Annotated in this window: 8 protein-coding genes and 1 pseudogene; 5 read left to right on the forward strand and 4 right to left on the reverse strand. The window is 58.9% G+C overall.

Annotated elements, in window-relative coordinates:
- Window positions 1-292 precede the first annotated feature (292 nt).
- Together CFII64_RS07310 and CFII64_RS07315 are read left to right on the forward strand one after the other, a co-directional pair.
- The gene (locus CFII64_RS07310; protein ID WP_020290149.1) at window positions 293-919 is read left to right on the forward strand and encodes a response regulator transcription factor; all 627 of its coding nucleotides are present in this window, start codon (window positions 293-295) and stop codon (window positions 917-919) included.
- A gap of 8 nt (window positions 920-927) precedes the next feature.
- Window positions 928-4610 (forward strand): annotated as a pseudogene (locus CFII64_RS07315) (transporter substrate-binding domain-containing protein).
- Window positions 4611-4682: 72 nt separating this feature from the next.
- Here the strand turns inward: CFII64_RS07315 and CFII64_RS07320 are convergent.
- Window positions 4683-5027, reverse strand: coding sequence for a YggL family protein (locus CFII64_RS07320; protein WP_020290150.1), 345 nt, complete (start codon window positions 5025-5027; stop codon window positions 4683-4685).
- Window positions 5028-5335: 308 nt separating this feature from the next.
- Here CFII64_RS07320 and dacB point away from each other — a divergent pair, with 308 nt between their 5' ends.
- Window positions 5336-6805 (forward strand): D-alanyl-D-alanine carboxypeptidase/D-alanyl-D-alanine-endopeptidase, encoded by a 1470-nt coding sequence (gene dacB / locus CFII64_RS07325; protein ID WP_020290151.1) that lies wholly within the window; start codon window positions 5336-5338, stop codon window positions 6803-6805.
- A gap of 44 nt (window positions 6806-6849) precedes the next feature.
- Here dacB and CFII64_RS07330 read toward each other — a convergent pair whose 3' ends face one another.
- Both CFII64_RS07330 and rlmKL read right to left on the reverse strand, forming a co-directional pair.
- Window positions 6850-8853, reverse strand: coding sequence for a diguanylate cyclase (locus tag CFII64_RS07330; protein ID WP_020290152.1), 2004 nt, complete (start codon window positions 8851-8853; stop codon window positions 6850-6852).
- A gap of 136 nt (window positions 8854-8989) precedes the next feature.
- The gene (gene rlmKL / locus CFII64_RS07335) at window positions 8990-11260 is read right to left on the reverse strand and encodes a bifunctional 23S rRNA (guanine(2069)-N(7))-methyltransferase RlmK/23S rRNA (guanine(2445)-N(2))-methyltransferase RlmL (RefSeq protein ID WP_020290153.1); all 2271 of its coding nucleotides are present in this window, start codon (window positions 11258-11260) and stop codon (window positions 8990-8992) included.
- Between the two features lie 597 nt (window positions 11261-11857).
- On the opposite strand from rlmKL, the gene rmf reads away from it, so the two are divergent.
- Window positions 11858-12073: a ribosome modulation factor gene (gene rmf, locus CFII64_RS29250; RefSeq protein WP_002553055.1), complete on the forward strand. Its 216-nt coding sequence runs from the start codon at window positions 11858-11860 to the stop codon at window positions 12071-12073.
- A 108-nt stretch (window positions 12074-12181) separates the two neighbouring features.
- On the opposite strand, the gene CFII64_RS07340 is transcribed toward rmf, so the two are convergent.
- The gene (locus CFII64_RS07340) at window positions 12182-13213 is read right to left on the reverse strand and encodes a quinone-dependent dihydroorotate dehydrogenase (RefSeq protein WP_020290154.1); all 1032 of its coding nucleotides are present in this window, start codon (window positions 13211-13213) and stop codon (window positions 12182-12184) included.
- 305 nt (window positions 13214-13518) lie between these two features.
- Between CFII64_RS07340 and CFII64_RS07345 the strand changes: the two genes are divergently transcribed.
- The gene (locus CFII64_RS07345; RefSeq protein ID WP_020290155.1) at window positions 13519-14730 is read left to right on the forward strand and encodes a CmpA/NrtA family ABC transporter substrate-binding protein; all 1212 of its coding nucleotides are present in this window, start codon (window positions 13519-13521) and stop codon (window positions 14728-14730) included.
- Window positions 14731-14732 lie beyond the last annotated feature (2 nt).

A 14732-nucleotide genomic window follows, 5' to 3' on the forward strand; every position in this document is an offset into this window, starting at 1 on the left:
TACAGTAGATGGCCAGGCAATCTTCCGGTAAATGCTGTAGTTAAACAGCTTTTAGTTTGCAGGAAATTTCCTAACCGAAATAAACAAGGCATTTTTTAATAACCGAATTAGCACGACAGGTTGTTGATAATTTAAACACTAACGCCACGAAAAATGGGCGCTGACGTACTCCAATACTTTAATTGTTGTAGGACATTTCCTATATATACCCTGCAGCGCAGTCTGTTCATGGGCCTGCTTGAACATCTGAGCTAAGGTGCGCGCTTTCTTCGCAGCTTGTATGGATTGAATCATGAACTCAGTTTTTATCATCGACGATCACCCGGTTATTCGCCTTGCCGTTCGAATGCTCCTGGAAAACGAAAATTATCAAGTGGTGGGTGAAACCGATAACGGTGTGGATGCCATGCAGATGGTCCGCGAATGCATGCCGGACCTGATCATCCTCGACATCAGCATCCCCAAGCTCGATGGCCTGGAAGTGCTGGCCCGGTTCAATGCGATGGGTCTGCATTCGAAAATTCTGGTCCTGACTTCGCAGACCCCCAGCCTCTTCGCCATCCGGTGCATGCAATCGGGTGCAGCAGGCTATGTCTGCAAACAGGAAGACCTCAGCGAACTCCTCAGCTCAGTGAAAGCCGTATTATCCGGCTACAATTACTTTCCGAGTCAGGCGCTCACCAAAGCCACCGGCGAAAACGGCCAACCCAGCGAAATCGAACTGTTCAAGTTGGTGAATGATCGCGAATTGATGGTATTGCAGCTGTTCGCTCAGGGCCGTACCAATAAAGAAATCGCCAAAGGAATGTTTCTCAGTAATAAGACCGTGAGCACTTACAAAACACGCCTGATGCAAAAGCTCAGGGTTAAAACCTTGGTAGAACTTATCGAGATGGCAAAACGCAACGAGCTCGTGTGAGGGACCGGATGTCCACGCGCATTAAACATTGTTTGATATGGGTCGCCTGTGTCTGCGTCAGCTGGAGCGCCCAGGCGATTCCGGCTGACGGTGAATCCTACCGCCTGCTGAGTCGCTCCAGTCCCGGACACATGGATGTCAATCTGGACAAGGCTCAGTGGCAGTGGGTACACGAAAAGCGAGAGCTGATCCTCGGTACTTCTGCCCCTGACTACCCACCCTTCGACCTGACCCAATCAGGTCGAGAGTACGAAGGGTTCACCGCCGACTACGCCGGAATCATCTCTGTGGCACTGGACCTGCCCGTCAAGGTTCAGCGCTTTGATTCCAGGGATTCGGCCATCACCGCCCTCAAGGAAGGCAAAATCGATCTGCTCGGCAGCGCAAACGGTTTTGAAGCAACAGATGGCAGTCTCAAGCTGTCGACACCTTATGCAGTGGATCAACCGGTTCTGGTGACGCGCGTCGGCGAGAAGCGCGCGCTGAACCAGGGCCTGGAGGGCATGCGCCTGAGCATGGTCTATCACTACCTGCCGGAATCCAGTGTGAAGGCGCTCTACCCGGGGGCGACCCTGAAAACCTATCCCTCCTTCCAGAGCGCCATCAACGCCGTGGCTTTCAATCAGGCCGACGTGTTTCTTGGCGACACCATTTCCACCCAGTACCTGATCAACAAGGGCTATCTGAATAACGTGCAGATGGCCAACTTCGGCAAGCATGAGGCCAATGGTTTCAGTTTTGCAGTACGCAACGACGGTACGCCCTTGCTGCACATCCTCAATCAAACCCTCAAGTCCATCAGCGTCGATGAGCGCATCGCGATCTCCCGACGCTGGGGGGCTGACGATCTGATGCTGACCGATCAGAAACTGCAACTGACCCAGCGTGAGGAACGCTGGATCGCACAACACCCTACGGTGCGCGTGATTATCAATGAATCCTATGCCCCGCTGACGTTCTTCGATGCCAATGGCAATTTCCGCGGCATCACCGCCGACCTGCTGGAACTGGTACGCCTGCGCACCGGACTTCGCTTCGAAGTCAGCCGTTCCCAAAGCCTGTCCGACATGCTGAACCGGGTCAGCCAGGGTCAGGCCGACATGATCGGAGCGCTGATCCCCAGTGAGGAGCGCGAAGACCAGCTGAGTTTCAGTCGTCCTTACGTCGACAACTCATTCGTGCTGGTGACGCGCAAATGGCCGGACAACCCACCCCGACTTGAGCAACTCAACGGCAAACGAGTGGCGATCAACGTGGGCAGCCCACTCACGGCTTACCTGCGGGACAACTTCCCGGAGATCGTCCCCATTGAAGTGGACAACCCTTCCCAGGCGCTGGACATGCTGGCCCAAGGGCGAGTCGAAGGCGCGATCACCTCATTGCTGATCGCCAATTATTTTCTTTCTTCAGGTGTATTCGAGGACCGCCTGCAAATGACGGCGACTGTTGGCAACGAGCCGGCACTGATCTCCATGGCCACCTCGCGCAAGGCCACTGAACTGAGCGCCATTCTCGACAAGGCGCTGTCGAGCATCGCCCCGCAGGATCTGGCAGTCATCAACAACCGCTGGCGCTCGTACACCCCGGCCGGAGGCAATTGGCACGACTATCAGCGCCAGATCTATCAGATCCTCATTGGGGCCGGTCTGCTGTTGCTCGGTTCACTGGCCTGGAATGCCTACACATGATCATGCGGCGCCAGATCAAACAGCGCGAACGGGCCGAGCGTGCACTGAGCGATCAATTCGAGTTCATGAGCGCCCTGGTCAACGGCACTCCGCATCCTATCTATGTGCGTGATCGCGAAGGGCTGCTGCGCATGTGCAACGACAGCTATCTGGAAGCATTCTCGGCGCGGCGCGAAGACATCCTCAACAAAACCGTCACCGAAGGCATTCTCAGTGATATCGACGAAGCCCACGAATATGCCGCCGACTACAAACGGGTGATGGCCAGCAGCACTCCGCTGATCCTCGACCGCACGCTGCATATCGGTGATCGACATCTGACGATCTATCACTGGATCCTGCCGTTCCGGGATTCGGTGGGTGAGGTGCAGGGCGTCATCGGTGGCTGGATCGACATCAGCGAGCGCCGCCAGCTGATCGAGGAACTTCGCACGGCCAAGGATCAGGCCGATGACGCCAATCGCGCCAAGAGCACCTTTCTGGCGACCATGAGCCATGAAATACGCACCCCGATGAACGCGGTAATCGGCATGCTCGAACTGGCCCTGCGCCGCGCTGACCAGGGTCAGCTGGATCGGCCGGCCATTGAGGTTGCCTACGGCTCGGCCAAGGATCTGCTGGAGCTTATCGGTGACATCCTGGATATCGCGCGCATCGAGTCTGGACGCTTGACCCTGAGTCCGGAGCGGGCAAATCTGCGCCAGCTGGTCGAGTCGGTATTTCGTGTCTTCGACGGTCTGGCCCGGCAAAAAAGCCTCGGCCTGTTGCTCGACCTGGACCCCGGCATCAACACGGATGTGCTGATCGATCCGCTGCGTTTCAAACAAATTCTGTCCAATCTCGTCAGCAACGCGATCAAGTTCACCGAGCAGGGTCAGGTGAAAATCAGCCTGCAGACCGATACCAGCCCGGACCCACAACAGCTGCGGCTGCACGTGCTGATCCAGGACAGCGGCATCGGCATCAGCGCAGAAGATCAGCAGCGGCTGTTCGAGCCTTTCGCCCAGGCCGAGAACACCGGTCAGCAGGCACGGACCGGCGCCGGACTAGGGCTGGTGATCTGCCGTCACCTGTGCGAAATGATGGGCGGCACCTTGACCCTCAGCAGTGAGCCCGGCGACGGCACACAGATCCACATGACCTTTGATCTGACGACCCTGGAGCCGCTGGAAATCGCCGCGCCGACCAAGGAAGCCCCACCACGGGAAACGGCTGCGCTGGACATTCTCATCGTCGACGATCATCCCGCCAATTGCATGCTGCTGTGTCAGCAGCTCGAATTTCTCGGTCATCACTGCTCGACTGCCGAACACGGTGCCCAAGGGCTTGAGCTCTGGTTGCCAGGACAGTTCGACCTGGTAATCGCTGACTGCAACATGCCGGTGATGAATGGCTACGACCTGACTCGCGCGATCCGTAACCACGAGCAGGACAAGGGGCGCCCGCGCTGCACGATATGGGGTTTCACCGCCAATGCTCAGCCGGAAGAGAAGCAGCGCTGTCGGGATGCGGGCATGGACGACTGCCTGTTCAAGCCCATCAGCCTCAAAGCGCTCAACGAGCGACTGGACAAGCTCCAGCCTCACGACCGTCAGCGCGCCGACTTATCAGCTCCCGAAGTGTTCGATATGGGCAGCGTCAGCCTGTTGACCGGTGATCGTCCTGATAGCGTTCGGCGACTGCTGGCGCAACTCCTGCTCAGTTGCGAGCAGGATCGCGAAGAACTCACACGCCTGCAAGCCGCGACGAATCAGGCAGATATTCGTCAGATGGCGCACAAGATCAAAGGCGCGGCGCGGATCATCCGGGCGGTTCGGGTCATCGACAGATGTGAGGCGCTGGAAGATGCCTACGGCGAGGACGAGCCCGTTGAGATCATTGAGGCGTGCCAGTCGGCCTTGGGCGCTGCGATGAGTGTTCTGGAGACAGCCTTGCGCAACGCGCTTCACCTGACAGATGAACCGGACCAGCGCAATGGGGAAAACGAGGACATCCACGACTAGACGCGGATCAACAAGCAGGAGGGAAATGCAGCAGATCAGGGAGGCAGGCACGTGGCCTGCCTCCCTGGAACATCAGGCTACCGGATTGATTGGCTTTTCCGGGTACCAGACGTCGATCAGCGGGCTGACGGTTACTTCGGTCAGTTCGCTGCGGCCCTTGAGCCAGGCTTCAACAGCAGCACGCTGCTCTTCGTTGACCGAGCCACGCTTGATGAGGCAAACCAGACCGAAGTCATCGCCGCCAACATAACCCAGACCATTGGCTTCCATGGCGTCCTTGAGGAATTCCTCGAGGAACGCGTCGATCGCCTTGTCATCCAGATCTTCCTTGAAGTCCAGGTTCAGCTCAAAACCCAACTCCTGGAATTCATCTACGCACAGCTTTTTGCGCAGACGCTGGGAACGGTTAGTGGCCATTGAACAAATCCTCATAAGTAATATCGGGCGGCACTTTAGCAGTTTGGACGGCCGATTGCCCGCCTAACACGCCCAAGGTCGGGGATTGCCGATAAACAGGCGTGTGCGGCCCGGCGTGATACCTGATAAAAAATAGCGGCCGAGACGCTCGCACCAGAACACAAGTCACCGCCGGTTGGGGCATAATGCCGTCTATTCGATCGTCAGGCGGCTTTTTTCAGCAACCGCCTGCGTCAGCTACTTATTTTGCCGAGGGAATCCATCCATGCCCTCTTATTTCCCCCCTCTTTGCAGTAGGGTTTTATTGAATGATCAAATCTTTGCGTCCTTTGTTTTTTTTCGCCCTGCTACTGCCCCTGGGGTTGCCTGCTCAGGCGGCGGTGATCAACACCACGCTGCCACCCAAGGTTCAGCAAGCCCTGAAAGCCAGCAAACTGGGCGACGATGCCCTGTCACTGGTGATGTTGCCGCTTAACGGCCCAGGCAATCCGACGGTTTTCAACGCCGACGTATCGGTTAATCCGGCGTCGACCATGAAGCTGATCACCACCTATGCAGCGTTGGAAATGCTCGGCCCGACCCATCAGTGGCGGACCGAGTTCTTCACCGATGGCACCCTGACCAACGGCGTGCTGCACGGCAATCTCTACCTTAAGGGCGGCGGTGACCCCAAGCTCAACATGGAAAAACTCTGGCTGCTGATGCGCGATCTGCGCGCCAACGGCGTCCAGCAGGTCACCGGTGATCTGGTCCTGGATCGCAGCCATTTCGTGCAACCGCAGCTGCCGGTGTTCGACGATGATGGCAACGACAAGAACAAGCCGTTCCTGGTCAAACCCGACTCATTGATGATCAATCTCAAGGCGCTGCGCTTCATCACCCGTAACGACGGTGGCAAGATCCTGGTTTCCGTGGAACCGCCGATCGCCAGCATCCGCGTGGAAAATCAGGTCAAGGCCGTTGCCTCCAAGCAATGCGCTGGCGACGTACGTTACAGCCCGATCCCGCAGGCGGACGGTTCGGTTGTCGTCACCGTCAGCGGGCAATTGGGCAATGGCTGCAACTCCCAGACCTACCTCTCACTGCTCGACCACCCAACCTACGCAGCAGGCGCTGTTCGGGCGATCTGGCAGGAACTGGGCGGCAGCATCCTCGGCAAGGACCGCGTCGACGTGGTGCCGGGCAGCGCTAAACTGCTGGCCAAGGCCTTCTCGCCAGACCTTACGGAAATCATTCGCGACATCAATAAATTCAGTAACAACACCATGGCCCAGCAGCTGTTCCTGAGCCTGGGTTCGGAATATCGCAATGAAGCCGATGGCGATGACGCCAAGGCCGCGCAACGGGTGATCCGCCAGTGGCTGGCGAAAAAAGGCATCACCGCTCCACACCTGGTCATGGAAAACGGTTCGGGCCTATCCCGCGCAGAACGCGTCAGCGCTCGTGAAATGGCGATCATCCTGCAGGCCGCATGGCGCAGCCCTTATGCCGCCGAGTTCATGAGTTCGATGCCGCTGGCCGGCATGGACGGCACCATGCGCAAGCGTCTCAAGCGCACGCCGCTGCTGGGCGAGGCGCATATCAAGACCGGTACGCTGAACACGGTTCGCGCCATTGCCGGCTTCAGCCGCGACAGCAATGGCAATACCTGGGCCGTAGTCGCCATCCTCAATGACCCGCGCCCATGGGGCGCATCGTCAGTGCTCGATGAAGTGCTGGTCGAGTTGTATCGCCAGCCGAAGCTGGTCAACAACACCGTTTCGATTCAGCAGCAGTAAGCAAAAGGGGCCTGTCCCAAGACCGGCCCCTTATTCATTGACCCTCACGGCAGCTCTGGCTCAACCCGATCACGCCCCGCCTGCTTGGCTGCGTAGACCCGCGAATCCACGCGCAGCAACAGCGCATCGTCGCCTTCCCCTTCGCGCCAGCCAGCCACGCCGAAACTCGCAGTAATGGTCCCAATGCCATCGACCGGCTGACTGCGCAGCTCACGCCACAAATCCAACGCCAGCTGATGCGCCTGAACGGCATCGATGCCGGGACAGAGCACCATGAATTCTTCCCCGCCCAGCCGACAGAACACCTCATTGCTACGCAGCCGCAGACTGATACGCTGGGAAATGGCCTGCAACGCCCAATCGCCCTTGGCATGCCCGAGCTGGTCATTGATCCTTTTGAAATGATCGATGTCGAGCATGATCACCGACAACTCTCCCCCGCTACCCTGGACCCGGCCCAGTTCGACCGCAAAGCGTTCCTGGAAATAACGACGATTAAAGATTCCGGTCAGCGAATCAGTGACCGCCAATCGGCGTAACTCCTCTTCGACGCGCTTGCGCTCGGTGATATCAATACACACCGCCAGATAGCCAACCCACTGGCCCTGCTCGTCTCGCACGGCCGTCACCAGCATATTGACTGACAATGTACTGCTGTCACGCCGCACGAAGGTCCATTCCCGAGACTGGTGGATGCTTTCCTGACTGGCTTCGACAAAGATCGCCTCGCCGGCTGAAACCTGGGTTCCATACCCGACACTCAGGCGCTGCGCGTGCTCTTCGAGCTCTGCCGTCAATTGCAGATCCTTGAGCGTGAAGCGCCCCACGACCTCGTCATTGCTGTAGCCGAGCATTTTCTGTGCGCCTACATTAAAGGTACTGATCACGCCATTCAGGTCGGTGGCAATGATTGCCACTTCGGTAGCGGCGTTGAGCACATTGCGCAGTTGACCGTGGGTGCCGCGCAATTGCTGTTCGCGCTGGCGCAACTCGGATGTGCGCTGATCCACCAGACGCAGGGCGCGCTGACGCTGCCCCACCAGACTGTAGAGCAACGCACTGAGCATCACGCTCAGCAGCGTGCCCAACAGGATCACGTTGACCCTTTGCGACTGGTTACTGTTGAGGAAAATCTCGGTTGGACGGATTTCCAGCAAATAGTCGCGATCCGCCAGATTCAACAGCGTGCTGACCCGCAAATCACTGTCGGCAGCCGCTGTGGTTGACTGATACAACAGTTCTGGTTCGTCAGGCGCGGCCAGATCGCGCAGCGTCACGGCAAGGTTTTCCTGAGTGGGCAGACCTTCGGTCATCAGGGCACTCAGGCTGATAACGGCCATCACAAAGCCGGATACATCGTCCGCCCGCGTCGAAAATCGGGCATCTGCGGCGAGTACCGGGGACAGCAACAGAATTCCAGTGGCGTTGAGCGGGTCCAGCCCGACCAGATGCACGCGCGGGGTCGCGACCATGGAACCCAGCTGGAGCGCCCGCTCCAGCGCTTGGTGGCGTAGCTGATCGGAGGCAATGTCGAAGCCCAGTGGCAATGGCAGCGTGCTACGTGACCGGGTGAAGAGCACCGGAAAATATTCCGCCCTTACCGCAGCTTTCTGCAGCCCGCCCGCGACTCCCAACTCCCGCACGCTGAAGCCGTCAAGGCCCTCGGTCACCGCTTGACGCTCGAAGGACTCCCGCTCGGACTCGACGACTCTCGGTGCCCATGAGTACGCCTGGGTCCCCATCAGCAACGGCGCGGCAAAGCCGTTGAATTCGGCGCGACTGATTTGATCGGAAAAGACAAAGAAGCGCCGCAGGCTGTCCAGGCGAGAAACCTGGCCATCAAGGCGTTCCTGAATACGACTGAAATGTTCGCTGGCGATCAAGCTGAAGCGCTGGACCAGTTGGCGTTTATAGAGTTCGAAATTGGCGAGGGCGAGGATGATCGTCAACACCAGCCCCAAAACCAGAGCCGTCATTGCAACGACCCAAGGGGAGGCCTGCTCGCTGATAAAGCCGAGAATCTTCGGGCGCACAGGGTTTGACGGCATACGCAAAACTCACGACGCCAGCACAGTAAACAGTCACGCTGGCTGTGGTTCTCTTATAGCTATTCGCCACTAGTTTGCCTAGCCTGAAATTGCAGTGCGTAACATGGATTCGTTACGCACTGCACATTGTTGCCAATCAGCGAGCCATGATCTTCCAGGCGCGATGGATCTTGCTGTTGCGGGCAAAGTCCGGATCCACGGTCTGGGCAGTGATTTCTTCCACGGCGTAACGCTCGCCGAGGTTTTCATCGAGGACGAACTTGCGGAAGTTGTTGGAGAAATACAGCACGCCGCCGGGTGCAAGACGCGCCATGGCCAGATCGAGCAATTGCACCTGATCACGCTGTACGTCGAAGATCCCTTCCATGCGCTTGGAGTTGGAGAACGTCGGCGGATCGATGAAGATCAGGTCGTATTCCTCACGGCACGCTTCCAGCCACGCCATCACATCACCCTGCTCCAGACGGTTCTTGTCAGAGAAGCCGTTGAGCGACAGGTTGCGACGTGCCCAGTCCAGATAGGTTTTCGACAAGTCAACGCTGGTGGTGCTGCGCGCGCCGCCCTTGGCCGCATGCACACTGGCCGTCGCGGTGTAGGCATACAGGTTGAGGAAACGCTTGCCCGCCGCTTCACGCTGGATACGCATGCGCATCGGGCGGTGGTCGAGGAACAGGCCGGTGTCCAGGTAGTCCGTGAGGTTCACCAGCAGCTTGACGCCACCTTCGCTGACTTCGCGGAACTGGCCCTGGGCACTTTGCCGCTCGTACTGCTTGGTGCCGCTCTGGCGTTCACGACGCTTGATCACCACGCGACTCTTGTCGATGTTCAACGCCTGGGGAATGGCCGCCAGCGCGTCGAACAGGCGCGCCGAGGCTTTCTCCGGATCGATGGACTTGGGCGCGGCGTATTCCTGAACGTGAACCCAGTCGTGATACAGGTCGATGGCCAGGGAGTACTCCGGCATGTCGGCATCGTAGACGCGATAGCAATCGATCCCTTCGCGACGGACCCATTTGCCCAGCAGCTTGAGGTTCTTCTGCAAGCGGTTGGCAAACATCTGCCCGCCTTCGCTCAAGCGCGGCTGCTCGACCACCACTGGAGCCGGTTTGATCGGGTTGCCGTTCTTGTTGTACTTCTCGTATTTGCCTGGAGCTTCCAGAGCGCTGGTGTCCTCGGGCTCGACCTGTTCACGCTCGATCTGGCGCTGCTCGGCAGTGCGCCGCTCGCCGGTGACGAACTGGTCAGGCAAGACCTTGATCAGCAGCAATTTGCACGGCAAAGCGCCGTTCCAGAATGCGTATTGCTTGTGGCTGCGAATCCCCATGCGTTTGCCCAGATCCGGAGCGCCGGTAAAGACGGCAGCCTCCCAGTTCAGACAGGCCTGGCGCAGACGTTCACCGAGGTTCTGGTAAAGATAAAGCAGGCTTGCCTCGTCACCCAGGCGCTCGCCGTACGGAGGGTTGCAGATCACCAGGCCTTTCTGGTTCTGGTCCGGGCGCGGCTCAAAGGTGGCGACTTCGCCTTGATAGACCTTGATCCAGTCACTCAGACCAGCACGCTCAATGTTGTTACGCCCCGGCTGGATCAGGCGCGGGTCAGCTTCATAGCCGCGAATCCACAGCGGCGGCTTGGCCAGACCGGCCTGGGCGCGGGCCAGCGCATCATCATGCAACTTGGTCCACAGCGCCGGGACGTGCCCGAGCCATGCAGAAAACCCCCAGCGTTCGCGCTTGAGGTTGGGCGCGATGTCGGCAGCCATCATGGCCGCCTCCACCAAAAAGGTGCCTACGCCGCACATCGGGTCAGCCAGCGCGCCACCTTCAGCAGCAATGCGCGGCCAGCCGGCACGGATCAGGATCGCTGCGGCGAGGTTTTCCTTGAGCGGAGCGGCACCCTGCTGCAAGCGATAGCCACGCTGGTGCAGGCTGTGACCGGACAAGTCCAGCGACAGGATGGCTTCGCCGCGATCCAGGCGCAAATGCACGCGCAGATCGGGATTGAGCTTGTCGACCGAAGGCCGCAGGCCATCCGGCGTACGCAATTTGTCGACAATGGCGTCCTTGACCTTCAAGGCGCCAAAGTGCGTGTTATCAATGCCCGAACCGTTACCGCTGAACTCCACCGCCAGCGAACCGTCGGCTTCAAGGTGATCCTGCCAGTCGATATCCAGCACGCCGTGATACAGGTCTTCGGCGTCTTTCATCGGAAAGCGCTTGAGCACCAGCAACACACGATTGGCCAGGCGCGACCACAGGCATAACCGGTAGGCGGTTTCCATGGTAGCGACGCCGCGGATGGCCGAGGTGTGTTCCCGGGTCTCCTCAAGGCCAAGCGCAGTGGCTTCCTCAGACAGCAGGCCTTCGAGGCCTTTCGGGCAAGTGAGGAAAAGTTCGTAACGTTCGGACATGAATATTCCAGGGCCGTAGCCATAAGCGGCGGGCAACGCATTGCCCTACCAGATTTAGAACAAGCGTCTTTCTTGGAGAACGCCTGCGTGGCACACACATTGTGCCGGTCCACCGCATGAGGTTATGACATCAATGCGGCAGTTTTTTACGTGGATCGCGCCTTTCAGCCAAAAAGCTCGCAATGGCCAAAAGACACTGGGCTGAAAGCCACCCATTCAGCATGACAACTGCCGTAATAAAAAGTCACATCGTGACCCTTCGTCGAAAAGCCTCTGAATGCATTCAGCCATCACCCGCGCTTGAGAACGGCTCTCAGCTTGCGCCGAAACCCTCGACATTGCGGGCTTGCAGAAAATATCAAGTTTGAAACACCTTCGGGCTTATTTCCCGCAGGTCAAAAATGTTACGTGCTTATGACAAAACGATCATTCACAGCGCCCAATCCATTGGTTAGAACTCATCTCAGGTTGTTACTGCAATGGTAACGACACCAAGCCCGCGACGCCGGCAGCGGGTACCAACGGCAGAAAACTTTCTGCCCGACCTCATCAAGAGGTCCCAGGGACATTACAGTCAACAAACGAGGGCAACACCCTATGAGAAGACTTAAGCGTGATCCGTTGGAAAGAGCATTTTTACGCGGATATCAGTACGGCGTTCATGGTAAATCCCGTGAGCTTTGCCCTTTTACTCTACCGTCAGTACGCCAAGCGTGGATCAATGGTTGGCGAGAAGGACGCGGCGACAACTGGGACGGTATGACCGGCACTGCGGGAATCCACAGACTCAACGAACTTCACGCGGTCGGGTAATCAGGTAACTTCCGACCAGTCCAGCAAATCTCTGAAAAAATGACCTAACCAGGCGCGTCCCATCCGGGCGCGGGGCGAAAGCCCAGGGGCTCCTCAGGAGCCCCTTTTTTATGCCTGACGTTTGGGCATTGCCGCGATGGCGTCCACCGACTGGCGAATCAGCGCCGGGCCTTTATAGATAAAGCCGGAGTAGATCTGCACCAGGCTGGCACCGGCGGCGATTTTCTCAGCCGCGTGCCTGCCTTCGGTGATGCCGCCCGCAGCGATGATCGGCAGACGCCCGGCCAGTTCGCCAGCGAGGATCTTCACCGTATGGGTGCTCTTCTCGCGTACCGGCGCACCTGACAACCCGCCCGCTTCGTCGCCATGTGGCAAGCCTTCGACGCCCTGGCGGCTGAGCGTGGTGTTGGTGGCGATGACGGCGTCCATGCCGGATTCGATCAGCGCCGCCGCAACCAGCACGGTTTCTTCATCGGTCATGTCCGGGGCAATCTTGATCGCCAATGGCACGCGCTTGCCATGCAACTGGGTCAGCGCCTGCTGACGGATGCTAAGGGCTTCCAGCAATTGCTTGAGCGAATCGCCGAACTGCAGACTGCGCAACCCCGGCGTGTTCGGCGAGCTGACATTGACCGTGACATAGCTGGCGTGGGCGTAGACCTTGTCCAGGCAAATCAGATAGTCATCCACGGCGCGCTCGACCGGCGTATCGAAATTCTTGCCGATGTTGATGCCCAGGATGCCGGTATATTTTGCGCCCTGAACCCGGCTGATCAGGTGATCGACGCCCAGGTTATTGAAGCCCATGCGATTGATGATCGCCTCGGCGTGCGGCAGACGGAAGATCCGAGGTTTCGGATTGCCCGGCTGCGGGCGCGGGGTGACCGTGCCGATTTCAACAAAGCCGAAACCCAGCTGGGCGAAGCCGTCGATGGCCGCGCCGTTCTTGTCCAGGCCTGCGGCCAGCCCGACCGGATTGGGAAACTCCAGGCCCATGACCGTCACCGGCAGGCGCGCCGGCGCCTTGCTCAGCAGGCGATTGAGCCCCAGGCGTCCGCCGGCACCAATCAGGTCCAGGGACAGGTCATGGGAGGTTTCCGGGGAAAGTTTGAACAGTAACTGGCGGGCCAGGTTATACATGGGCGGGCGCGACTCGTTGAAGCTGAATTCAGGGCGGCGATTATAGACGCCTGGGCGGGCGGGCGCGAGGCATGCGCTCAGCTTTTAACAGGACGCCATCGCGGCGGGCGCTCGGGCTGGCATATCGCTTGCTTGGAACAGTCATCAGCACTCGTTCCAACGGCGGAACGCGGCACAGACAATGGCGTCGTTTCGTCCTTGCTTTATGCAACGGCTTGAACGACGCTTTTTTTATGGAAGATCCCATCATCGGGCCAGCTGCACAGGCTCCCGAGACCGGCTTTTCCGGAAAGGAAGACACGTTTATGAATACCTCCACGAACGACCCGCTCGCCTGGGTGAATGGCAGCGATGCGCCAGAGATGAACAGCCTCGACCTGGGCTTCATGGCGTTATCCGACAGTGCATCGTTGGTGGTGGCCGCCACTCAGGGGTTCGCCCAGCCTTATGGCCTGACCCTCAATCTCAAGCGCCAGGCGTCCTGGGCCAACCTGCGTGACAAACTGGTCAGCGGCGAACTGCACGCGGCCCACAGCCTTTACGGCCTGATCTATGCCGTGCAACTGGGTATCGGTGGCGGCCCCGCGACGGACATGGCGGTGCTGATGGGCCTGAACCAGAACGGCCAGAGCATCAACCTGTCCCGCCCGCTCCAGGAAGCGGGCGTGATCACTCCTGAGGCACTGGACCGGCGCGCGCACCAAAGCGGCCCAAAGCTGACCTTCGCCCAGACTTTTCCTACCGGCAATCATGCGATGTGGTTGTATTACTGGCTCGCCAGCCAAGGCATTCATCCGCTTCACGACGTGACCAGCGTGGTCGTGCCGCCGCCGCAAATGGTTGCGCACCTGCAAGCCGGGCGTATCGACGGCTTCTGCGTCGGCGAACCCTGGGGCGCCAGTGCTGTGCAGCGACAGCTGGGTTTCACCTTTGCCACCAGCCAGGCGATCTGGCCGGATCACCCGGAAAAAGTCCTGGGTTGCACCCGCGAGTTTGTCGAGCAAAACCCCAACACGGCGCGCGCACTGGTCAAGGCCGTTCTGGAGGCCAGCCGTTTCATCGAAGAAAATCAGCAAAACCGCCGCAGCACCGCGCAGCTGCTCAGTGGCAAGGACTATCTGGACGCGCCGGCCAGCTGCATTGAGCCGCGTTTGCTCGGCGAATACAGCGATGGGTTGGGCAACCAGTGGCAGGATAACCACGCGCTGCGCTTTCATGGCGGTGGCGAGGTGAACCTGCCGTACCTGTCCGATGGCATGTGGTTCATGACCCAATTCCGCCGCTGGGGCTTGCTGCGCGAAGACCCGGACTATCTGTCGGTTGCCACCCGCGTTCACCAACTGGACCTGTATCGCCAGGCGGCGGGTGAAGTGGGCATTGAAGTCGCTGCTTCGACCATGCGCAGCAGCCAGTTGATCGACGGCAAAGTCTGGGATGGCAGCGATCCGGCGGGCTACGCGCGCAGCTTCAAGCTGCATGCGCTGGCCGACACCGCCCCCGCCGTTGTCAGTCGCTGAGG

Origin of the sequence: Pseudomonas sp. CFII64 (assembly GCF_000416235.1) — a bacterium.
Lineage (GTDB): Bacteria > Pseudomonadota > Gammaproteobacteria > Pseudomonadales > Pseudomonadaceae > Aquipseudomonas.

Bases quoted from the DNA above. Each gene is read 5' to 3' on its own strand.
- CFII64_RS07310 (WP_020290149.1), top strand. From the start codon at position 293: ATGAACTCAGTTTTTATCATCGACGATCACCCGGTTATTCGCCTTGCC.
- CFII64_RS07330 (WP_020290152.1), bottom strand. From the start codon at position 8,853: ATGCCGTCAAACCCTGTGCGCCCGAAGATTCTCGGCTTTATCAGCGAG.
- CFII64_RS07345 (WP_020290155.1), top strand. From the start codon at position 13,519: ATGAATACCTCCACGAACGACCCGCTCGCCTGGGTGAATGGCAGCGAT.
- rlmKL (WP_020290153.1), bottom strand. From the start codon at position 11,260: ATGTCCGAACGTTACGAACTTTTCCTCACTTGCCCGAAAGGCCTCGAA.
- CFII64_RS07340 (WP_020290154.1), bottom strand. From the start codon at position 13,213: ATGTATAACCTGGCCCGCCAGTTACTGTTCAAACTTTCCCCGGAAACC.
- CFII64_RS07320 (WP_020290150.1), bottom strand. From the start codon at position 5,027: ATGGCCACTAACCGTTCCCAGCGTCTGCGCAAAAAGCTGTGCGTAGAT.
- dacB (WP_020290151.1), top strand. From the start codon at position 5,336: ATGATCAAATCTTTGCGTCCTTTGTTTTTTTTCGCCCTGCTACTGCCC.
- rmf (WP_002553055.1), top strand. From the start codon at position 11,858: ATGAGAAGACTTAAGCGTGATCCGTTGGAAAGAGCATTTTTACGCGGA.